15 protein-coding genes are annotated in these 19,735 nt (G+C 65.8%); 9 read left to right on the top strand and 6 right to left on the bottom strand.

The window, feature by feature from the left end; translation table 11 throughout:
• Window positions 1-38: 38 nt before the first annotated feature.
• A complete protein-coding gene (locus F7R26_RS21420; protein WP_150986473.1) occupies window positions 39-1,868 on the bottom strand; it encodes an acyl-CoA dehydrogenase family protein in 1,830 nt (609 codons plus the stop codon).
• Between the two features lie 118 nt (window positions 1,869-1,986).
• Here F7R26_RS21420 and F7R26_RS21415 point away from each other — a divergent pair, with 118 nt between their 5' ends.
• Window positions 1,987-2,865 (top strand): LysR family transcriptional regulator, encoded by an 879-nt coding sequence (locus tag F7R26_RS21415; RefSeq protein WP_150986472.1) that lies wholly within the window; start codon window positions 1,987-1,989, stop codon window positions 2,863-2,865.
• 266 nt (window positions 2,866-3,131) lie between these two features.
• On the opposite strand, the gene F7R26_RS21410 is transcribed toward F7R26_RS21415, so the two are convergent.
• Complete coding sequence (locus tag F7R26_RS21410; RefSeq protein WP_150986471.1) at window positions 3,132-3,431, bottom strand: antibiotic biosynthesis monooxygenase family protein; 300 nt, start codon at window positions 3,429-3,431, stop codon at window positions 3,132-3,134.
• Between the two features lie 247 nt (window positions 3,432-3,678).
• Here F7R26_RS21410 and nadC point away from each other — a divergent pair, with 247 nt between their 5' ends.
• Window positions 3,679-4,515 carry a carboxylating nicotinate-nucleotide diphosphorylase gene (gene nadC / locus F7R26_RS21405; RefSeq protein ID WP_150986470.1) on the top strand — a complete coding sequence of 279 codons (837 nt, stop codon included), beginning with the start codon at window positions 3,679-3,681 and terminating at the stop codon, window positions 4,513-4,515.
• 63 nt (window positions 4,516-4,578) lie between these two features.
• Here the strand turns inward: nadC and F7R26_RS21400 are convergent, their stop codons facing one another.
• Window positions 4,579-5,376 carry an alpha/beta fold hydrolase gene (locus tag F7R26_RS21400; protein ID WP_150986469.1) on the bottom strand — a complete coding sequence of 266 codons (798 nt, stop codon included), beginning with the start codon at window positions 5,374-5,376 and terminating at the stop codon, window positions 4,579-4,581.
• A 280-nt stretch (window positions 5,377-5,656) separates the two neighbouring features.
• Window positions 5,657-6,202: a MarR family winged helix-turn-helix transcriptional regulator gene (locus F7R26_RS21395; protein ID WP_150986468.1), complete on the bottom strand. Its 546-nt coding sequence runs from the start codon at window positions 6,200-6,202 to the stop codon at window positions 5,657-5,659.
• A gap of 547 nt (window positions 6,203-6,749) precedes the next feature.
• Between F7R26_RS21395 and F7R26_RS21390 the strand changes: the two genes are divergently transcribed.
• The 3 genes from F7R26_RS21390 (at window position 6,750) to F7R26_RS21380 (ending at window position 11,130) form a co-directional block, all read left to right on the top strand.
• Entirely contained in the window at window positions 6,750-8,726 is a 1,977-nt protein-coding gene (locus F7R26_RS21390; protein WP_416351381.1) for a thymidine phosphorylase, read from the top strand.
• A gap of 70 nt (window positions 8,727-8,796) precedes the next feature.
• Complete coding sequence (locus F7R26_RS21385; RefSeq protein WP_150986466.1) at window positions 8,797-9,789, top strand: tripartite tricarboxylate transporter substrate binding protein; 993 nt, start codon at window positions 8,797-8,799, stop codon at window positions 9,787-9,789.
• A 207-nt stretch (window positions 9,790-9,996) separates the two neighbouring features.
• The gene (locus F7R26_RS21380; protein ID WP_416351380.1) at window positions 9,997-11,130 is read left to right on the top strand and encodes a porin; all 1,134 of its coding nucleotides are present in this window, start codon (window positions 9,997-9,999) and stop codon (window positions 11,128-11,130) included.
• A 226-nt stretch (window positions 11,131-11,356) separates the two neighbouring features.
• Here F7R26_RS21380 and F7R26_RS21375 read toward each other — a convergent pair whose 3' ends face one another.
• On the bottom strand, window positions 11,357-12,247 hold the full coding sequence (locus F7R26_RS21375) for an NAD(P)-dependent oxidoreductase (protein WP_150986465.1): 891 nt from the start codon (window positions 12,245-12,247) through the stop codon (window positions 11,357-11,359).
• A 597-nt stretch (window positions 12,248-12,844) separates the two neighbouring features.
• Here F7R26_RS21375 and F7R26_RS21370 point away from each other — a divergent pair.
• From F7R26_RS21370 to F7R26_RS21360, 3 genes are read left to right on the top strand one after another with little or no spacing between them, the layout of a single operon-like run.
• Window positions 12,845-13,150 carry a FeoA family protein gene (locus tag F7R26_RS21370; RefSeq protein WP_150986464.1) on the top strand — a complete coding sequence of 102 codons (306 nt, stop codon included), beginning with the start codon at window positions 12,845-12,847 and terminating at the stop codon, window positions 13,148-13,150.
• Between the two features lie 19 nt (window positions 13,151-13,169).
• The gene (feoB, locus tag F7R26_RS21365; RefSeq protein ID WP_150986463.1) at window positions 13,170-15,041 is read left to right on the top strand and encodes a ferrous iron transport protein B; all 1,872 of its coding nucleotides are present in this window, start codon (window positions 13,170-13,172) and stop codon (window positions 15,039-15,041) included.
• Window positions 15,042-15,059: 18 nt separating this feature from the next.
• Window positions 15,060-15,380 (top strand): DUF6587 family protein, encoded by a 321-nt coding sequence (locus tag F7R26_RS21360; RefSeq protein ID WP_150986462.1) that lies wholly within the window; start codon window positions 15,060-15,062, stop codon window positions 15,378-15,380.
• A gap of 230 nt (window positions 15,381-15,610) precedes the next feature.
• On the opposite strand, the gene F7R26_RS21355 is transcribed toward F7R26_RS21360, so the two are convergent.
• Entirely contained in the window at window positions 15,611-16,966 is a 1,356-nt protein-coding gene (locus tag F7R26_RS21355) for a hypothetical protein (RefSeq protein WP_150986461.1), read from the bottom strand.
• Window positions 16,967-17,774: 808 nt separating this feature from the next.
• On the opposite strand from F7R26_RS21355, the gene leuA reads away from it, so the two are divergent.
• Window positions 17,775-19,472 carry a 2-isopropylmalate synthase gene (gene leuA / locus F7R26_RS21350; protein WP_150986548.1) on the top strand — a complete coding sequence of 566 codons (1,698 nt, stop codon included), beginning with the start codon at window positions 17,775-17,777 and terminating at the stop codon, window positions 19,470-19,472.
• Window positions 19,473-19,735: the final 263 nt, after the last annotated feature.

Raw genomic sequence — 19,735 nt, 5'->3', positions numbered from 1 at the left:
GAGGGCGCCGCGGGGGCTTGTCGGTTTGCGGTAATGCGTCAGAAGAGGTTGACCTGCGCCACCTCGCCGGTGGCGCCCACGGCGCCGTCGGCGGGCGGTGCGATGGTGTCGGCCAGCCAGTAGGGCTCGGCCTCGCCGGCCAGCGGATCCTGGGGCAGCACGCGATGGAGCAGCACCAGTTGGGCCAGGCGCATGCGCCGTACCGAGCCGATGCGCCCGGCTTCCCAGGCCATGGCGACTGCGCTGGTCACGTGGTACAGCGCGGAGGCGGCCTGGCGGGCAAGCACATCGCCATCGGCGCCGGCTTCGGCGGCGCGGGCGGCCAGCTTCGCGGCCCTGGCGATTGCCGCGGTAAACGTGGCGCGCGCCCCGGCATGCATCGGCGTGGCTTGCAGCAAGCCCGCGAGGTGGGCTTCCAGCACGGGCAGCGCGCCTTCGCGGCGGATGGCACGCAGCACGTCAAGGGCAACGATATTGCTGGTGCCTTCCCAGATCGAGCCGAGATGCGCGTCGCGCACCAGGCGCGGGTCGCTCCATTCCTCGATATAGCCGCAGCCGCCACGCATCTCCATGGCGTCGCCGGTGACCTTGCGCGCATCGCGGCAAGCGCGGAACTTGATCAGCGGCGTCAGCACGCGCATCAGCGGATAAGCATCGGCCTCGCCGGCATCGGCGCGGCGCAGCGCCTCGGCGGTCTGGAACACCATGGTGCGGGCCTGCTCGGTGGGCAGCACGAGCTTGAGCAACTGGCGGCGCATCAGCGGCATGTCCAGCAGGCGCTTGCCAAAGGCCCGGCGCTCGCGCGCGATGAACTGGCCCTCCGACAAGGCACGGCGCATCAGGCCGGCCGCACGCACGCCATTGGACAGGCGCGAGTTGTTGATCATGTCGGCCATCTGCACGAAGCCCCGGCCGAGCTCACCCACCAGGTAGGCATGCGCGCCTTCCAGGCGGATCTCGCCGCTGGCCATGGAACGCGTGCCCAGCTTGTCCTTGAGCCGGATGATGCGGTAGTGGTTGGTGCTGCCATCGGCCAGCGTGCGCGGCAGCAGGAACAGCGACACGCCCTTGATGCCGGGCGCGGCCTCGCCGTTTTCGTCCTCGACGCGGGCCAGCACCATGGCCAGCGCGGCATCCGGGTTCGAGCAGAACCACTTGTCGCCCGACAGGCGCCAGCCGCCCTCGGCCTGCGCATCGCGCGCTGCGCGGGTGGTGGTGGCGGCCACGTCGGAGCCTGCGCCCTGCTCGGTCATGAACATGGCGCCCTGGTACAGCTCCTCGAAGACCTGCGTGGTGAGGTTCGGCAAGAAGCGCTCCACCACCGCCGGATCGCCGAACTTGCGCAAGGTGCGGGTCAGCGAATCGGTCATCGACAGCGGGCAGCACAGGCCGAACTCGGCCTGCACGAACAGGTAGGTCAGCGCGTACTTGGCCGCGGCGGGCATCGGCTTGTCCCAGCCCAGCACGCCGCCACGGTGTGATGCCGCCGCCAGGCCAAACTCGGAGAACGCCACCTTCTCAAGCTCCACGTAAGCGGGGTGCTTGTCGATGCGCTGCGCATCGATGCCGGTGCGGGTCCGGTGCGACAAGGTGGGCTTGTTCTGGTCGGCGGTATGCGCGAGTTCGTCCAGCACGCCGCCGGCCAGCGCGCCCATGCGGTCGAGGTGCGGCAGCAGGTGGGCGAACAGGTCGGGCGGGAGGTAGAGCGGCAGCAGTGCGCGCAGGTCCGGGTCGCTGGCAAACAGGTTGACGCCTTGCTGGTCCGGCACCGGATGCGCGGGCGTGGCAGAGGGTGCGGGCACGGCCGAGGCGGGCGAGGCGGACAAGGTGGCCGAAACGACAGTTTGGCGCGCTGCGCTGGTCTGCATGGGGTATCTCCTGTGTGTGCCGGCAGTTGGCGCCGGATACTTTGTCTGCATTATTCAAAGTCCGGCGATTCGTGTCTAATTCTAAAATTGGCTTGGTCCATATATTTTTTATATCGCCATGGAATTCCGTCACCTGCGCTACTTCCTCGTCCTTGCCGAAGAACTCCACTTCGGCCGGGCCGCCCGCCGCCTGTCGATCTCGCAGCCGCCGCTATCGCTCAATATCCAGCAGCTGGAAGCCTCGGTGGGCGCCCGCCTGTTCGAGCGCGACAGCCGCGGCGTGCGCCTGACCGCCGCCGGCCGGGCCTTTCGTGAATCGGCCAGCGCGCTGCTGGCCCAGGCCGAAGAAGCCCGCCTGCTGGCCCGCGAGATCGAGGCCGGCGCCGTCGGGCGGCTGCGCATCGGCTTCGTCGGCTCCATGCTGTACCGCGGCCTGCCCCAGCGCCTGCGGGCGTTCCAGGCCAGCTACCCCGGCATCCAGGTGGCGCTGACGGAACTCAACTCACAGGAGCAGATCGACGCGCTGCTGCATGACGGGCTGGATGCCGGCTTCATCCACACCAACCGCGTGCCCAACGAACTGGCCACCGCGCTGGTCCATAGCGAACCCTTCCTGTGCTGCGTGCCGCATGACCATCGCCTGGCGCGGCAAGCCTCCGTGGCGCTGAGCGAGCTGCGCGGCGAGCCCTTCGTGCTGTTCTCCCGCAAAGCCTCGCCCGACTACTACAACCGCATCTTCGAGATGTGCGCGGCGCAGGGTTTCTATCCGCAGATCCGGCATGAGGTGCGGCACTGGCTGTCGGTGGTGTCCCTGGTGTCGCAAGGCACCGGCGTGGCGCTGGTGCCCGCGGCGCTGCAGAGGTCGGCAATGGCGGGGGCGGTGTTTTTGCCGCTGGCGCAGGCGACGGTGCCATCGGAGGTGTATTGCGTCTGGAAGGCGGGAACGGACGAGCCCGCGCGCGACCGCTTCCTGGAGAAGATGCGGGATGAGAAATAAGGAGGTGGGACGGGAGGAGGTCCGGGTCCTCCCGGCTCACCCCAAGATGCAACGAGCGCCTGCGACGGCGATCATACTCAGGGTAAACGCGAGGATCACAAAGAAAATGCCACCTGCTTTACCGGCAGGTGGCATGTCAAATACGCATGGAACGGGGTGTTCAGCGTGCAAGCAGCTTACCCGCTGCACTTTCCCCCACCAATAACGCAATTGCGTTATTCGGGACCCTACTCAAGCGGGGGGAGGTTTGCCCCGCCAACCCGGATTCAGAACCCCTCGACCGCCACGCTGACATGGCCCACGTTGGGCGCGGCGGCAAAGTAGTCGCCAACCAGCTTGCGCCATTCGGCGAAGTCCGCGGATTCGCGGAAATCCACCATGTGGTTCTCGACCGTTTCCCACTTGACCTCCAGCGTGAAGTGCGAGGGATTTTCGATCGACCTGAGCAGCCGCATGGCGTGGCAGCCGCGGGCGCGCTTGAAGAGCGGCGCCGCCTTGGCAACCGCTGCCTCGAAGTCCGACTCCGTGCCCGCTTTGATCTGGAACTGCGCTATTTCGAGAATCATGTCTTGTGCTCCGTCTGTGCGTGTCAGGAAGGCCGGGGCCTGGCCCGGCCGTGTGTCGACAAGCATTCTATGACAGGCCGGGACTTCGCGCGTCGCCGCGAAAATATTCTTAGATGTCGAACATTACTTGACAAGGCCGCGGCAACTGTTAGGATTGCCATACGTACTTCGATATCTAAGTATTTTTCGCATTCGCCTCAAGACCGCGACACCAACCCACCGGACCCCCGGAACCCTGGAGCCAAGCATGTACGACCCATTTGCAACCGACAAGCTGATTGACCTGTGGCTGACCGAAGACATCGGCGCCTGCGACCTGACGGTTCACACCATGATCGAGAAGGGCGAGACGGGTTCGTTCTATATGAATGCGCGTGAGCCGATGCTGATCGCCGGTGTGGATGTGGCCGCCCGCGTGTTCTCCCGCTACGATCCGTCACTGCATGTGGATGTGCGCGTGAGCGATGGCGACAAGGTTGCCAAGGGCGCCATCCTGATCGCCGTGAGCGGCTCGGCGCGCAGCGTGCTGACCGCCGAGCGCACGGCGCTGAACATCATGCAAAGGCTGTGCGGGATCGCCAACCATACCGCCCGCTACGTGGCGGCAATTGCCGGCACCAAGGCGCGCCTGATCGACAGCCGCAAGACCACGCCGGGGCTGCGCGTGCTGGAGAAGCACGCGGTGACCTGCGGTGGCGGCCTGAATCACCGGCTGGGGCTCGATAACGGCGTGATGATCAAGGACAACCATATCGCCGTGTGCGGCAGCATTGCCGCCGCCGTGGAGCGCGCGCGCCGGCAACTGCCCGTGCTGACCAAGCTGGAAGTGGAGTGCGACCGTCTGGACCAGGTGCATGAAGCCCTGAAGGCAGGCGTCGACGTGATCATGCTGGATAACATGTCCGTGCCCGACATGCGCGAAGCTGTTGCCATCGTCAACGGGCGCACCAAGGTGGAGGCGTCCGGCGGCATCAACCTGGAGACCATCCGCCCTATTGCCGAGACCGGCGTCGACTACATCTCCACCAGCAAGATCACCCAGTCCGCGCCGGCTGTGGACATCGGGCTGGACGATACCGTGTAAGCGGGAAACACTCCTTCCCGCTTCCTTGATGCGCGCAAGGCTCGCCTTGCGCGCTTTTTTTTGTCAAGTGGCTTGGCGCTTCAAGAAGCCCTCGACGACGGTAGCGAAATATGGCGGGCACGCCTGCATCGGGTAATGGCCGCAGTCAGGAATCACGTGCAGCGCCGCATTCGGATGCCACGCGAGAAAAGTACGCTTCATTGCCTGCGCATCGAGCCCAGGATCCCTGTCGCCAACAATGACCAGGAAAGGTGTTTCAAGCCCTTCTACGTCATGGACGAAATTTGCCGTGACCAGCATGTCGAGGTATCTCCTCCGGCATGCCGGTGCTACCGTGCCGCGGCTATGTCGTACCTTGCTGTCGGCCCACTCGTCGGAAAGGCCTCCGGAGACGAACTGGAACAACCGCCGAAGGGCGTTGTCGTCGTCCACCGTGCTGGCAAAGAAAGCCAGTGCCTCCGGACTTAGCCGATTTCCGGCGGCGGAAACGGGGCACACGGCGATTGCGCTTGTGACGCGAGAAGGCGCGTCCGCCGCGAGGCGTTGCGTGATCATCCCTGTCATCGAGTGGCCGACTACGTGAAAGCGCCTCCAACCGAGCCGATCGGCGAGCATGAGGCAGTCGGCGGTAATCTCCTCCACCGTGAATTCACCTGCTAGTTCGATGGATTGCCCGTAGCCACGCAAATCGACGAAAACGTATGTGAACGCCTGGCCATCGAGCCAGGGCATGACGGCATCGTAGCTTGTGTGGTCTCCGAGCCAGTCATGCATGACCAGTACGTGAATCGGGCCATTGCCATACCGTGCATAGCCGAGGCCGGCGTCCGATCCCGGACGGATTTCGAGGGGTGCTTTCATTCCAAGGTTCCATGTGGATGGTGGGAACCAAAACGAAACGCCCTCCCGGCGAACCGGGAGGGCGTTTTGAAAGTGCCACCATCCTATCAATCGCTTGAACGAGAGTCAACAGGCGGGCACGCGTCGACAGGCGCTTGACCGGAGTCCGGGCATCAATGCCCGCGCAAACTTCAGCATCCGGCCCTGGCCGAATGGCTACGGTCAGCCAGACTCGCCTTGTGCCCTTCTGAGCGAACCATCCCCGAATCCCGGATCCGCCGCTGAGATCGTTGGTTTTATCCTAGAGATCGGCCAGCAGGCGGCCCAGTTCGCGCGTGGACGGCACCCGGCGCCCGGTGCCTTCGGCCGCGGCCTCGTCCTTGGCCAGGTTGCGGTTGATGGCGATCAGCACCTTGCGCGCGGTGGCCACCTCTTCCGCCGACACGCCCTCGACACTGATCTCGTTGACTTCCTCGGCCAGCGGCACCAGCTTGCGCCTGAGCGCGCGACCGGTCTTGGTCAGGAAGACGTGAACGTTCTTCTTGTTGCCGGGCAGGTGGGTACGCTCGACATAGCCCAGCGCCTCCAGTGCCTTGACCGCCGTGAAGGTGGTGGGCTCCGTCACCCCGGCCAGGTCGCTGAGTTCGCGCTGCGACAGGCCATCGTTATCCCAGAGGATGCGCAGGATGGTCCAGTGGCCGTACGACACCGTGTGTTCGGCCAGGCGCATCTGGAGCGCGCGGATATAGGCGCGCGCGGCGTCCTTGACCATATGTGCCAGGCGCTCGCTGGCGAGATCGACCGCGGGCTTGGGAACCGGGGTTTCAGTGTGTCTTGAAGTTGCCATATGCGATTGTGCAAGTCCTGGGTCGGCGCCGGCGGTGCCCGCGCCCGATGATGAAAACATCATAACGCGTCAGCAAACTCCCCGGCGCCGGCGCAGCGCACCGGTCATTCCAGACCGGCCTTAAATGTAGTGCTCACTACATCAGTGCCGACCCTGCGCCACAACGAGGCCGCGTCGCACCGCCAGAGGGATTTCCCTGCTAGACAGCCGCGCAATTTCGCCGGCAGCGCCGCAGCAAGCGGCTTCCCGGCACTGGCCCGACTCTTGCATATTCTTAGACATCGAACTTATCTTGACAAGATGTCATCAGGTGCTAGCATTGCTTTTGTACTTCGATATCTAAGAATATTGTCAAGGCCGCTCAGCGATGCACGCATCGCGGCGGCGCCATGGACCAAGAGGATGACTGATGAAAAAGCCGCAAACCTGGGACGACTGTAGCGCTGGCACGGCGCAAGCCATCCTCCACACCGACAAGGCCGGCCAGCGGATTGCCGGCACGTTCTTTCTGGTGGTCGGTCCCAGCGGCGCGGGCAAGGATTCGCTGATGGAAGGCGCCCGCGCGACGCTGCATGGCGACGCCCGCTATGTCTTCGCCAGGCGCGTGATCACCCGGCCGGCCGGTTCGCCGGGCGAAGACCATGACGGCGTGAGCGAGGCCGAGTTCTCGGCGCGCGACGCGGCGGGCGCCTTCCTGATGACATGGGCGGCGCACGGCCTGCGCTACGGCCTGCCGGCCAGCCTGCTCGACGAGCTGGAACGCGGCCGCCATGTGGTGGCCAACGGTTCGCGCGGCGTAGCCGCCGCCCTGGCCGCGCGCTTGCGCAACTTCGTGGTCATCCATGTCACGGCGCCGGCCCAGGTGCTGGCGCAGCGCATCGCGGCACGCGGCCGCGAGTCCGGCGATGACGTGCTGCGTCGCCTGCAGCGGGCGCCGGATCCGCTTCCCGCCGGCGTGGCAAGCGTTACCGTGTCCAACGATGGCGCGCTCGATGCTGGCATCGCGCGCTTCGTGGAAGCGCTCGGCACCACCGTGACACCGCTGGTGGCCACGCGCCTGCCGATCAGCACGGGCGAAGCGCATATCGCGTACATGGCGCCCGCGCTCGCCGTGCGCCACGAGCGCGTGGCGGTACGCGTGGGCAAGGCGGAGATCGCCGCAGCCGTGCATGTGGTCGAGAGTCCCGGACTGCTACACGATGCGCAGATCGGGCTGTCCGATGCGCTCTTCGAACGCCTGCGCATCGCGCCCGGCGCCACCGTGCGTCTGCGGGGCATTCCAGCGCCCGCCAGCCGGGAGCTGCTGCGCAGGAAGCTGCGCGGCAAGGTGCTGAGCGAAGCCGAATACGAGGCCGTGCTGCGCGACGCGGTGGAGGGCCGCTATTCTGAGCTTGAACTGACAGCCTTCCTGGTGGCTGCCACGCAGCACCTGACCGATGCCGAAGTGCTCGGCGTGGCGCGTGCGCGCGCGCGCTTTGCGCCGCGCATCGCGTGGGACGAGCGCATTGTGGTCGACAAGCACTCCATGGGCGGGGTGCCGGGCAGCCGGATCACGCTGATCGTGGTGCCCATCGTGGCCGCGCATGGGCTTGCCATGCCCAAGACCTCCTCTCGCGCGATCACCTCCGCGGCCGGTACCGCCGAAGCCATGGCAACGGTGGCCAGGGTAGACCTGGACAGCGCGGACGTGCGCCGCTGCGTGGCCCAGGCGCGGGCCTGCATCGCATGGAACGGCCGCCTCAATCACTCTGCCCTCGACGATGTGATGAATGCCATCACGCGCCCGCTCGGGCTCGATGCGAACCGGTGGTCAGTAGCGTCCATCCTGTCCAAGAAGTTCACTGCCGGATCGACGCATGTGATCGTCGACCTGCCCTACGGCCCGCAAGCCAAACTCCGCACGCAGGCCGAAGCGCAGGCGCTGGGCGCCCTGTTCGAAACAGTGGGCGAGGGCCTTGGCATGCACGTGCGCGCATTTGCCACCGATGGCAGCAAACCCATTGGACGCGGCGTCGGCCCGGCGCTGGAAGTACGCGACGTGCGGCTGGTGCTGGCGGGCCGCCCCGAGGCGCCTGCCGACCTGCGCGAGAAGGCGCTGGACTTTGCCGGGCAGATCCTGGCCTTCGACCCGGCGGTGGCGTCGCCCGCGGAAGGCCGGCGCATTGCCGCGCATTTGCTGGCCAGCGGCGTTGCCAGCGCCGCATTCGACCGGATCGTGGCCGCGCAGGGCGCAAGGGCGACACCGGATGCACCGGGCCACCATGTCCACACCGTACCGGCCAGCGCAGCGGGCGTCGTCGCGGATATCGACGGCTTTGCCATCGCCGGCATTGCGCGCGGCGCCGGCGCGCCACGCCGGCCTGGCGCTGGCGTGGACCTGCTGTGCACGGTGGGGGACCGGCTCGTTGCCGGGCAAGCGCTGTTCAGGATCCACGCCGAGACCGCCGGCGATCTGGAGGCGGGCGTACAGGCCCACGCTTCGGCGGAGCTCGCCGGGCCACCGGTTCGTATCCGGCGGGACTAGCGGCGCGTCCGAGCGCGCCGCCTGCACTGCCGCACTGCTCTATCATTTCCTTCAACCGATGAGGCAACAAATGACATCCTTATCCGTGGTACGCAGTCTCGCATCGATCTCCTTGCTTGGGGCCACGCTGTTCGGCCTGCCCGCGCAGGCGAGCGCCAATATCGGCGGCGACTTTCCACAGAAGCCGATCCGGCTGGTGGTGACGTTCCCGGCGGGCGGGGGCACCGACACGCTGGCGCGGGTGATCGGCACGGAGGTGGGCCGCAGCCTGGGCCAGCCCGTGGTGGTCGACAACCGGCCGGGCGCCAGCGGCAATATCGGCGCCGAGTATGTCGCCAAGAGCCCGTCGGACGGCTATACCTTGCTGGTGGTCAACAGCAGCTTTGCCATCAACCCCGGTGTGTTCCGCAACCTGCAGTTCGATCCGGGCAAGGACTTCAGCGCCGTGATCTCCGTGGCATCCGTGCCATCCGTCATCGCCGTACCCGTTTCTTCGAAGATCCAGACGTTCAATGACCTGCTCGCAGCCGGGCGCTCGGGCAAGCCGCCGACGTACGCCTCCTGCGGCAACGGCACGCCCCAGCACCTTGCCGGCGAACTCCTCAAGATCTCGGCCAGGATCGACCTGCTGCACGTGCCTTATAAGGGTTGCGCCCCGGCGCTCGCCGACGTGCTGGGCGGCCAGGCCGACGTCAGCATCAACACGCTCAGCAACACGGTGCCTTATCTCAAGGCCAACAAGCTGCGCGCGCTGGCCGTCACCTCCAAAGGCCGGTCGCCGCTGCTGCCCGACGTGGCCTCGGTGAGCGAGCTTGGGGTCAGTGGCTATGACGTCGATCAGTGGTTTGGCATCCTGGCCCCGGCGCACACGCCGCCGGACATCGTGCAGAAGCTCAACGCGGCCATCGCCAAGGCCGTCGCCAAGCCCGAGGTCAAGGCCAATCTCGCCCAACTGGGATTTGCTACGGCCAGCAGCACCCCGGCGGAATTCCAGAAAGTGGTGAACACCGATATCGAGCGCTGGAAGAAGCTCGCCGCGCAGATCGGCCTGCGGGTCGACTAAGACCCGTAAAATGCTAACGAAAGCCTGCTAAGGCTCGCCAAGGCCAACTGAAACGCACGGGGCAACGCGCACCGCCCGCCCCACCCAATCCCATTGCAGCACCGCTACGCCACGGCCATCACGGGTCCCGTGCGACCACTTGCGCCTTGCGTTTGCACCTGGTCTGCACCTGGTCTGCACCTGCCGTAAGGAAAAGACATGAAGGAAATGAAGGGAATGAAGGACATCAAGGCAACGAAAGGCATCTCCCGCCTGACGCCCGTATTCGCGTTCGCCATCGCGGCACTCACGCTGTCCGCCCCCGCCTGGGCGCAGTCCGGCCTGGTGCTCTATGGCGTCGCCGACGTCGGCATCGAATACCTCACCCACGCCGACGCCAGCGGCAACGCCCTCGCCCGGATGGCTTCGGGCAACCTCTCCGGCTCGCGCTGGGGCCTGCGCGGCACGGAAGACCTTGGCGGCGGCACCAGCGCGCTGTTCGTGCTCGAGAGCGGCTTCGATATCGATGCGGGCACGTTGGGCCAGGCCGGCCGGCTGTTCGGACGGCAGGCCTATGCCGGGTTGAACACGCCCTATGGGCGGATCACCGCGGGCCACCAGAACAACCTGCTCTACGACATCCTGATCAACTACGACGCCATGGCCATCGCGCCGCGCTACTCCGCGTTCCTGATGGATAGCTCACTGGCGGGACGCTATGACAACGCCGCCAAGTACGTAGGGAAGTTCGGCGGGCTGACGGCAAGCGCGATGTACGCGTTCGCGCGCGGGACCTCCGTGACCACCAGCGCCACCAGCACCATCACTGGCGAGACCGCCGGCAATGCGCGGAACGACCGCGCCTGGAGCACCGCGCTGGAATACACCACGGGCAACGCCGGGGCCACAATCATCTACGACCAGCAGCAGGGCACCACCGGCCTGTCCGGCCAAAACCCGGCGCAGCGCGACCGGCGCATCGCCGTAGCCGGCAGCTATGCGTTCGCTCGCGCCAAGGTGTTCGCGGGCTATCGCTGGCTGAGCGGCGACATTGGCAGCACCCCCACCGTGGCGGCGCGCCGGAACGACCTGTTCTGGCTCGGCGCGAGCTATGCGTTTACGCCGGCGCTGACGTTAAGTGCGTCGGCCTACGTGATGAACGACAAGCGCAGCGCGCAAGATCCCTGGAGCCTCGTCGGCACGCTGGACTACGCGCTGTCCAGGCGCACCGATGGCTACCTGACGTTCGGCTACGTCAAGAACAAGGACGGTTCGCGTGTCGGCCTGAACGGCATCCAGGCCAGCATCGGCCCCGGCCTGAACCAGCTTGGCGCGGTGGCGGGCATCCGGCACAAGTTCTAGGCCGGGCGGGCCGCGGCACGGCGAGCAAGGCACGGCACCCGCACAGGGTGCCGCATGGTCTGGCGTAACCGATTGTTGCCTGACGTGCGCTTACGGCGCGATTGCAGACCGCCGGCATTGTCGCGCGCCATGCACGCAAGCGCGCACCATGTGAACGACAAACAGTACCGCTTACTGAAGCAATTGCGCTTCTTGCCTGCTCGGAATACCTTGTATCGAAGATGCTTCAACGCAGTGCTGCATCCTCCGCTGTGGCGAGCTCAATCGCGGTCCAGTCCAGACTTTCGCGGCCTTGTGCCAAGCTGGTGAGCAGTCGAGCGTGCAGCAGGTCGGCCAAAGGCATAGGTACCGTCGCCTCCTCGGCGGTATCCCGCACCAGTCGCATATCTTTCATGCCTAGCCCCAGCTTGAATCCTGCCGGTTCGTAGGCACGTGCCGCCAGGATACGTCCGTAGTTCTGGTAAATCGCACAAGAAAAAATCGTCTGTCCGAAGAAGCCGGCCAGAGCACTCCGGTCGATGCCGTTCTTCTCTCCGAGAGCGAACGCCTCGGAGAGCGCCTCAATCGCCGCCAGAATCAGGAAGTTCCCCGACAGCTTCACGACATTGGCCGCGCCAGCGTCATCGCCGAAATCAAAGACTCCCTGCCCCAAGGCATCCAGAATTGGCTTGGCTCGCTCTTTGGCTTCCGCCGTTCCCGACTGGCAAATCCACAATGTCTTGGCCGCTGCAGCCTCGGGGCGTCCAAAGACGGGAGCGGTCAAGAACAGCCCGCCCACCTCGGCGTGCTTCGCGGCCAGCTTCCTTGATGTCTCGGGCGACACAGTACTCATCGATATATGCAGCCCGCCCGTCCCAAGCTTCTGCAAGATACCGTCTTGGCCCAGCGTCACAGCTTCAAGCGCGGCATCGTTAGCCAACATCGTTACAGCGATTCCACCTGGCACAACGGCGTCAGCGGGTGTATCCGAGACGATCGCGCCATCTGCTACCAGCCCCTCTGCACGCGCTCTTGAACGATTGAAGACATTTACGGCAAAGCCGCTGCTCAGAAGATTGCGGGCCATGGGAGCCCCCATGTTCCCGAGGCCTAAAAACGTCACGTTCATTCCGGACATACAGTTCTCCTGAGTTCGTAGGGTGACTCATGCAGACATTCCGAGCTGCCGGGGCTCGGCCCGGGCTGTCGGCAAGTGTCCTACCCTGCCCCAATGAAGGTGTCGCGTGTCGCCGCATCCCACGCCCTTGAAGCGTTGGCGGCCCACATGGGTTCGCCGTCGACTAAGCTCTGCTGCTGTTGTCCCAGTCGGCTTGGTGTTGACCGCAGCAGTAGGAGTCGCAGTCGCGCGGCCCAGGGGGTGCCGCAAGTGATTGCACTGTAGCCACAGCCAACGACGCAGCGGCGCAGAATTGAACTGTCTTGCTCATGATAGTCCCCCCCTTAGAAAGGGGCGGACCTTCTATGGATTCGATTTGTTGGCCCGCCGAGTCCCGTGCGCAGCTTACGGCACACCCCATGGTGAAACTCAAGCCAGCAAATCTTCGGTGGTGAGTTGCGCACGCCTGTGACGCCCACAATGTACTGCAGGCTTTCCACCCCGAAATCAAAACACCCACATGCAAATCGGCTACAATAGGAACGATTTTCATTTACCAACCCTGGTGTGAGTTTGCCGACCGCGTGCCGTGCCTCGCGCCTACGGACTGGAAGCCACATGCGGTTGTCTGAACTTCCGCGGCGCACCGCCGCTGTCATTGTGTCGATCGATGACAATTTTCCAAACGATCCGGTAGCACGCCGCCTGCGCGAACTCGGCTTTGTGCCGGGCGAAGCCGTACAGGTCATCGCGCTGGGACCGTTCGGCATGGATCCCCTTGTCGCCCAGGTGGGCTTTACCCGGTTTGCCTTGCGCCGCGCCGAAGCGGCCCGCATTACCGTGGAAGCGCTAAGCGCCACCGTCTCCAGCATCACGCCGGCAGCGCAGCCCGACGCGCCCGTCGCCAAACGCTCCGCTGCCTGACCGGGCACCCGCCAAGAATATGTCTGTCGCCACCCCGACTTCCGCTTCCCAGCGTCCCGCATTGCGCGTTGCGCTGGTGGGCAACCCCAATTGCGGCAAGACCGCGCTGTTCAACCGCCTGACCGGCAGCCGCCAGAAGGTGGCCAACTACGCCGGCGTCACCGTCGAGCGCAAGGAAGGCCATTTTGTCTCGCCGGCCGGCCGGCAGGTGCGTGTGCTGGACCTGCCGGGTGCCTATAGCCTGCACGCAGCCAGCCTGGATGAGGCGATCACGCGCGATGTCTGCCTGGGCAAGCGCCCGGGCGAGCCGCGCCCCGACCTGCTGGTGTCGGTGGTGGATGCCACCAACCTGCGCCTGCACCTGCGCTTCGTGCTGGAACTGCGCCGCCTGGGCCTGCCAATGGTGCTGGTGCTCAATATGAGCGACGCCGCGGCCAAGCGCGGCATCCACATCGACCGCGACAAGCTGGCCGCCGCGCTCGGCGTGCCGGTGGTCCAGACGATTGCCGTCAAGCGCGATGGCGCCGCCAGCCTGCTGGCCGCGCTTGACGCGGCCTTGCCGGAAGTGCCGGCTGCCGCCCCCGAGCCGGCATCCGACATGGACGTGCACCAGGAGGTCAAGCGCCTGCTGGATGCTGCGGTAACCATGCCGGCACGTACCGCGGCCTTGGACGACCGGCTCGACCGCATCCTGCTGCATCCGGTGTTCGGCCTGGTGATCCTGGCCGTGCTGCTGTTCCTGATGTTCCAGGCGGTGTTCTCCTGGGCCACCCCGCTGATGGACGGCATTGAAGGCGGCGTGCACTGGTTCGGCGAGGTCGTCGGCAGCCATCTGCCCGAGGGCATGCTGCGCAGCCTGCTGGTGGATGGCCTGATCGCCGGCCTGGGTGCCGTCGTCGTGTTCCTGCCGCAGATCCTGATCCTGTTCCTGTTCATCCTGACGCTGGAGGAATCCGGCTACCTGCCGCGCGCCGCCTTCCTGCTCGACCGCCTGATGATGGGCGCCGGCTTGTCCGGCCGCTCCTTTATCCCGCTGCTCTCCAGCTTTGCCTGCGCGATTCCCGGCATCATGGCCACGCGCACCATCCAGGACCCGCGCGACCGCCTTGCGACCATCCTGGTGGCCCCGCTGATGACGTGCTCCGCGCGCCTGCCCGTGTACGCGCTGTTGATCGGTGCTTTCATCCCGGCGCGCACGGTGATGGGGATGTTCAACCTCCAGGGCCTGGTGCTGTTCGTCCTCTATGTGGCGGGCATCGTGAGCGCACTGCTGGTGGCGTACGTGCTGAAGTATTTCCGCCGCGACCGCACCGACCACCCGTTGATGATGGAGCTGCCCTCGTACCGCATACCCAATGCGCGCGACGTGGCGATCGGCCTGTGGGAGCGTGCCCGCATCTTCCTGTCCCGCGTGGGCAAGGTGATCCTGACGCTGACGGTGCTGCTGTGGTTCCTGGCCACGTTCCCGTCGCCGCCGGACGGCGCCACCGCCCCCGCCATCGACTACAGCTTCGCCGGCATGATCGGCCGGGCGCTTGAGCATGTCTTTGCCCCGATCGGCTTCAACTGGCAGATCTGCATCGCACTGGTGCCAGGCCTGGCGGCGCGCGAAGTCGCGGTGGGCGCGCTGGCCACCGTCTATGCGCTGTCCGGCAGCGAGGACGCCATGGCCAGCCAGCTGGTGCCGATGATCGCCGCGCAATGGTCGCTGGCCACCGCGCTGTCGCTGCTGGCCTGGTTTGTGTTCGCGCCGCAGTGCATCTCCACGATGGCGGTGATCCGGCGCGAGACCGGCTCCTGGAAGGTGATGGCCGCCTCGACGGCCTACCTGTTCGGGCTCGGCTACATGGCGGCCTTTGCCACGTACCACATCACCCTGATGCTGAGCTGACGCGAGGACATTGCAGCCATGAGCCTCTACCACGCCGTTGAAACCCTGCTGGTGCCGCTGATCGTGCTGGCCTGCACGATCTCCGTGCTGGCCCGCTATGCGCCGCGCACCCGCGAACGGATCAAGGCCGGGCTGGCCGCACGCCTGGGCGGCACCGCTGCCACCGGCTGGCGCCAACGCGCAGCAGCCTGGCTGGCACCACAGGCCGCGGCCGGTTGCGCGAGCGGCTGCGACAGCGGCGGGTGCAATACCTGCGGCTCCAGCACCACCGGCAGCGCACAGCCGGCGCCGGTCACGCAGGCCAGCGAGCAAGTCATCCGCTTCGTGGCCAAGCGCTGATTGGCAGCGCGATCACGCCCCGAAACCCATCGCTGGCCACGTTTTTGATCCACGCAGAAACGGGTACGCTTTGGGTTCGCCGCGCTGGTTCACAGCGTCTTCGGCACCTCCTCCCTCGCTCTTTCCCTCCTCCCCGACATCTGCGCGGCGCGATCTCCATCAACAACGGCGCCCGGCAGGAACACATGCCGGGCGCCGCGTGATAGCTCAGGCAAAAGCTGGGTGCCGCATCAACTCACCGTTCCTGGAATCGTGATGGAAACCGGCTGCAGTTCGGGGCCGGCCGTGCAGGTTGCGGTCACCGTGAAATCGCCAAGCGCCAAAGGCGTCACCACGATCTGCGCAGCATTGACGCCACCCGCGAACGCTACGTTGGCGCTGCTGGTCCAGCTCCAGCCCGTGCAGCCAAGATAGGAAGCGTCCGCGCCGAAGTTCTTGAGCGTGGCGGTGACGGGAATCGGCACGGGCAGCGACAGCAGCAGCTTGAGCGGTTGTGGCCCGTTATAAACCAGCGCCCACTTCGGCTGCTCCGTCACTGTCAGGCTGGCCTTGGGCGTGCCCGCTATCTTGCTGCTGGCTGCGGTCACCTGCAGCAGGCTCTGCACGGTGGGCGTGCCGATCACGATGCTGGTGCTCAACGTGGCCTGCCGCGTGGCTGGATCCGCCGCGACGGAAAGCATTGGCGAGGTGGCGGCGTAGCTCCAGGTGCCGTCGAAATCCGCGGTGGAATCATGCGAATCGCTGCGGATCACGCGCGCGTTGAAGACCTGCGGATAGCCGTTGAGCACCGACAGCGCATTGATGGGCACGCCCCCTTGCGATAGCTCGAGCCGGTAGGTGTAGCCCGTGTTCTTTTGCACCGTCACCAGCATCTGGCCGCTGACAGCGATGCCGTTGGGCGCGGTGACCGAGACCGTGACCGTACCGACCGCGGCGGTGGTATCCGAGCTGTTGACGCCCGTCAGCGATGCGGCGTTCTGCGCGGCACTGACCTGCACGTTGCCAATCGAGCTGGCCCAGGCCCAGTCGTGCACGGCTGCGCTCACGTCGCTGCCGTTGCCATCGACCAGCGTCGCCGTGACCGGCTGCACCTGCCCGTCTACCAGCGACAGGACCGGATTCGACAGCGCCAGGTTGTAGCTGACGGCGGTGGGCTGCACGGCCACCGAGGCGGTTTGCGCGGGCAGTTGCGTGGTGCTGTTGTCGGCCGCCTTGACGGTGGCCACCACCTGGATGGTAGCCGTGCCCACCGCCACACCCGTGATGGTGGCGCTGCCGTTTGCGGCCGGCACCACGGTAGCAATGGCGTTGCTGGACGACGTCCAGGCAATGGTGCTGGACGACGTGACGTCCGCGCCCTTGCTGTCCACCACAGAGGCCGACATCGAGATGCTGCGGCCCACCGCGACCTGTCCCGAGGTCATCGTGAGCGTCACCGAGTATTTCACCGGGGTGGTATCCGCCGCGGTGCTCGCGGTGGTGGGCGCTGCGCCGCCCGAGCCACCGCCACCGCCGCCGCAGCCCGCCATCAGCAATGCCATGGCGGCGCAGGCCAGCCATGCCGGCCACGTCTTGGTGTTTCTCATGATGTCTCCCCGTATGGCGTTTAATCCCGGGCCCCTTGCCGACAAAAGCGGAAGCAGGGAGCCGCTGGCCAGACTCGTTAGGTTGGCGCGGCCGGACAGGCAAATGGCGGAATTGGACGGTCGCGTGCTATCTAGGCTAGTCACGATGTGCACGCTGCTGTACCAGCCAAACGGCTGAGCGTTCAGCACTTATGTACGCTGACGCACGCCTGGGCTCAGTCACAAGTCCGTGCGGATGGCCGGGCGGAGATGGCCGGCCATCCGGCCATCCGCCGGGCTCGGCGCACTCGTCCTTGACGCCCGTTCGCGTTCTCGACTATTCTTGCCGGATGCCGACCGCTGAAAAGCGGGCTCGGCATGCATGACAAGCACAAGTGACGACGCACCTCGGTAATAGGCATAAGCCGCGTCAAGGCGTAAGCCACGTCATCCGCACCGCTTCCCACACACTACGCAATGCACCAAGCCACCTGCTTCCACCGCCGCGCCGCCGATGCCTCCCGCATCGCTGCAGCCGCGCGCGTGCCGGCAGCAGGTTGCGCGCTGGGCACCGCCATTGCGCTAGTTGCTCCGGCCCTGTCGGCGCCGCGTCTTTCCTCCTCGCTACTGCTAGACCTACTGATCGGTTGCCGGGCCTAGTGCCTAGTGGCAGTTCGGCAGCCTCGCGCCACCCTTTTTCCGCATTGGCTTTCTGACGCCTTCGCTATCGAGCGCTTCAACGCCCTGGCGATCTTGCGTCCTGGCTTTTGCATTTTGCATTTTGCTTCTTGTGTCTTGCATCTTCCCGCGAGGAAGGAGAACCGTCATGATGTTGCGCAACCCCGCCACCAAGTACCGCCCCGCCACGACCGTAGATATCGCCGACCGAACCTGGCCCGCCAAGCGCATCACGCGCGCGCCGGTCTGGATGAGCACGGATCTGCGCGATGGCAACCAGGCCTTGATCGAGCCGATGAACCCGCAGCGCAAGCTCCGCTTCTTCGAGCAACTGGTCAAGATCGGGCTCAAGCAGATCGAAGTGGCGTTCCCCTCGGCCTCGCAGACCGATTTCGATTTCGTGCGGATGCTGATCGAGGAAGACCGCATCCCGGACGACGTGACCATCGTGGTGCTGACCCAGGCGCGCGAGGACCTGATACAGCGCACCATCGAATCCGTGCGCGGCGCGCCGCGCGCCGTGGTGCACCTCTACAACCCGATCGCTCCCGCGTTTCGCCGCATCGTGTTTGGTGCAAGCCGCGATGAGGTCAAGGAGATCGCGCTGGCGGGCACCCGCCTGATCAAGGCACTGACCGACGGCATGCCCGAGACGGCATGGACCTACGAATACTCGCCCGAGACCTTCAGCATGACCGAGCTGGATTTCTCGCTCGAGGTTTGCGATGCGGTATCGGCGATCTGGCAGCCCAGCGCCGCGCGCCCGCTCATTCTCAACCTGCCGACCACGGTGGAATGCAGCACACCCAATATCTTTGCCGACCAGATCGAATGGATGCACCGGCATCTTGCACGGCGCGCGGACATCGTCCTGTCGGTGCACCCGCACAATGACCGTGGCACCGCAGTGGCAGCCGCCGAGCTTGCCGTGATGGCCGGCGCCGATCGCGTGGAAGGCTGCTTGTTTGGCAATGGCGAGCGCACCGGCAATGTCGACCTGGTGACGCTGGCGCTGAATCTCTACACGCAGGGCGTGGACCCCGGGCTCGATTTTTCCGACATCGATGAAGTGCGCCAGTGCGTGGAAGATTGCAACCAGCTCCCCGTGCACCCGCGCCACCCGTATGTGGGCGACCTCGTCTTCACGGCCTTCTCGGGCTCGCACCAGGATGCGATTCGCAAGGGCTTCGCGCAGCAGCAGGCGGATGCGATCTGGGAGGTGCCGTACCTGCCGATCGACCCGGCCGACCTTGGCCGCAGCTACGATGCGGTGATCCGCGTCAACAGCCAGTCCGGCAAGGGCGGCATGGCCTACCTGCTGGAACAGGTGCACGGGATCTATATGCCGCGCCGCCTGCAGATCGAGTTCAGCCGCGCGGTGCAATCGATGACCGACGAGAGCGGGCTCGAAGCCAGCGCCGATGACTTGTATGGCTTGTTCAAGCGCGAGTATCTCGAACATGAGGCGCCGCTGCGCTATGTAGGCCACCAGATGGTGTCCGGCAACAACGGCGAGGTGGAAATCGAAGTAACGTTGCTGCGCGATGGCGAAGCGCTGCGCGCGCACGGCCGGGGCAACGGCCCGATCGATGCATTCGTCAGCGGCCTCAAAGGCGCGCTGGACATGCCGGTGCGCGTGATGGATTACCACGAGCACGCGCTGTCGTCCGGCGCCAATGCTGCCGCGGCCTGCTATGTGGAAGTGCGGGTAGGAGACTCCGCCACGGGCTTCGGCGCCGGCATCGACGCCAGCATCATCACGGCATCGCTCAAGGCCGTGGTGTCGGGCGTGAACCGTCACCTGCTTGCAGCCAGCCAGGTGCGGCGCGAACAAGCCCTGGCCGACTGATGCCGCCCGCGCCCGGGCTCAAGGCCGCGGCGCAGAAAAACCGGTGTGCCCCGCCCCCACGGGGCACACCCGGAAAGACGCCCTTGCGGGACGCCCACGACATGCTCGTTGCTTGACTGTGTGCACAGCGTAAGGCGGGTGCAAACTTGCCGCCACGAATATTTGCGCATGTCCTTAGAAGCCCGGCCCGGGATTGGAAATGCGAAAGCGCGCGGCGCGGGCCGGGACTGTCGCAACGCGGCGACGCATGCGCACGCGTGCGC

Origin of the sequence: Cupriavidus basilensis, from assembly GCF_008801925.2 — a bacterium.
GTDB classification, from domain to species: Bacteria; Pseudomonadota; Gammaproteobacteria; order Burkholderiales; family Burkholderiaceae; genus Cupriavidus; species Cupriavidus basilensis.
The sequence above is the reverse complement of the archived record's forward strand: the minus strand, read 5'-3'. Positions and strand labels throughout refer to the sequence as shown.

What these genes read in the sequence shown, in the direction of transcription:
- F7R26_RS21420 (WP_150986473.1), bottom strand. Translation starts at nt 1,868, where the DNA reads ATGCAGACCAGCGCAGCGCGCCAAACTGTCGTTTCGGCCACCTTGTCC.
- F7R26_RS21415 (WP_150986472.1), top strand. Translation starts at nt 1,987, where the DNA reads ATGGAATTCCGTCACCTGCGCTACTTCCTCGTCCTTGCCGAAGAACTC.
- F7R26_RS21410 (WP_150986471.1), bottom strand. Translation starts at nt 3,431, where the DNA reads ATGATTCTCGAAATAGCGCAGTTCCAGATCAAAGCGGGCACGGAGTCG.
- nadC (WP_150986470.1), top strand. Translation starts at nt 3,679, where the DNA reads ATGTACGACCCATTTGCAACCGACAAGCTGATTGACCTGTGGCTGACC.
- F7R26_RS21400 (WP_150986469.1), bottom strand. Translation starts at nt 5,376, where the DNA reads ATGAAAGCACCCCTCGAAATCCGTCCGGGATCGGACGCCGGCCTCGGC.
- F7R26_RS21395 (WP_150986468.1), bottom strand. Translation starts at nt 6,202, where the DNA reads ATGGCAACTTCAAGACACACTGAAACCCCGGTTCCCAAGCCCGCGGTC.
- F7R26_RS21390 (WP_416351381.1), top strand. Translation starts at nt 6,750, where the DNA reads ATGGAAGGCGCCCGCGCGACGCTGCATGGCGACGCCCGCTATGTCTTC.
- F7R26_RS21385 (WP_150986466.1), top strand. Translation starts at nt 8,797, where the DNA reads ATGACATCCTTATCCGTGGTACGCAGTCTCGCATCGATCTCCTTGCTT.
- F7R26_RS21380 (WP_416351380.1), top strand. Translation starts at nt 9,997, where the DNA reads ATGAAGGGAATGAAGGACATCAAGGCAACGAAAGGCATCTCCCGCCTG.
- F7R26_RS21375 (WP_150986465.1), bottom strand. Translation starts at nt 12,247, where the DNA reads ATGTCCGGAATGAACGTGACGTTTTTAGGCCTCGGGAACATGGGGGCT.
- F7R26_RS21370 (WP_150986464.1), top strand. Translation starts at nt 12,845, where the DNA reads ATGCGGTTGTCTGAACTTCCGCGGCGCACCGCCGCTGTCATTGTGTCG.
- feoB (WP_150986463.1), top strand. Translation starts at nt 13,170, where the DNA reads ATGTCTGTCGCCACCCCGACTTCCGCTTCCCAGCGTCCCGCATTGCGC.
- F7R26_RS21360 (WP_150986462.1), top strand. Translation starts at nt 15,060, where the DNA reads ATGAGCCTCTACCACGCCGTTGAAACCCTGCTGGTGCCGCTGATCGTG.
- F7R26_RS21355 (WP_150986461.1), bottom strand. Translation starts at nt 16,966, where the DNA reads ATGAGAAACACCAAGACGTGGCCGGCATGGCTGGCCTGCGCCGCCATG.
- leuA (WP_150986548.1), top strand. Translation starts at nt 17,775, where the DNA reads ATGTTGCGCAACCCCGCCACCAAGTACCGCCCCGCCACGACCGTAGAT.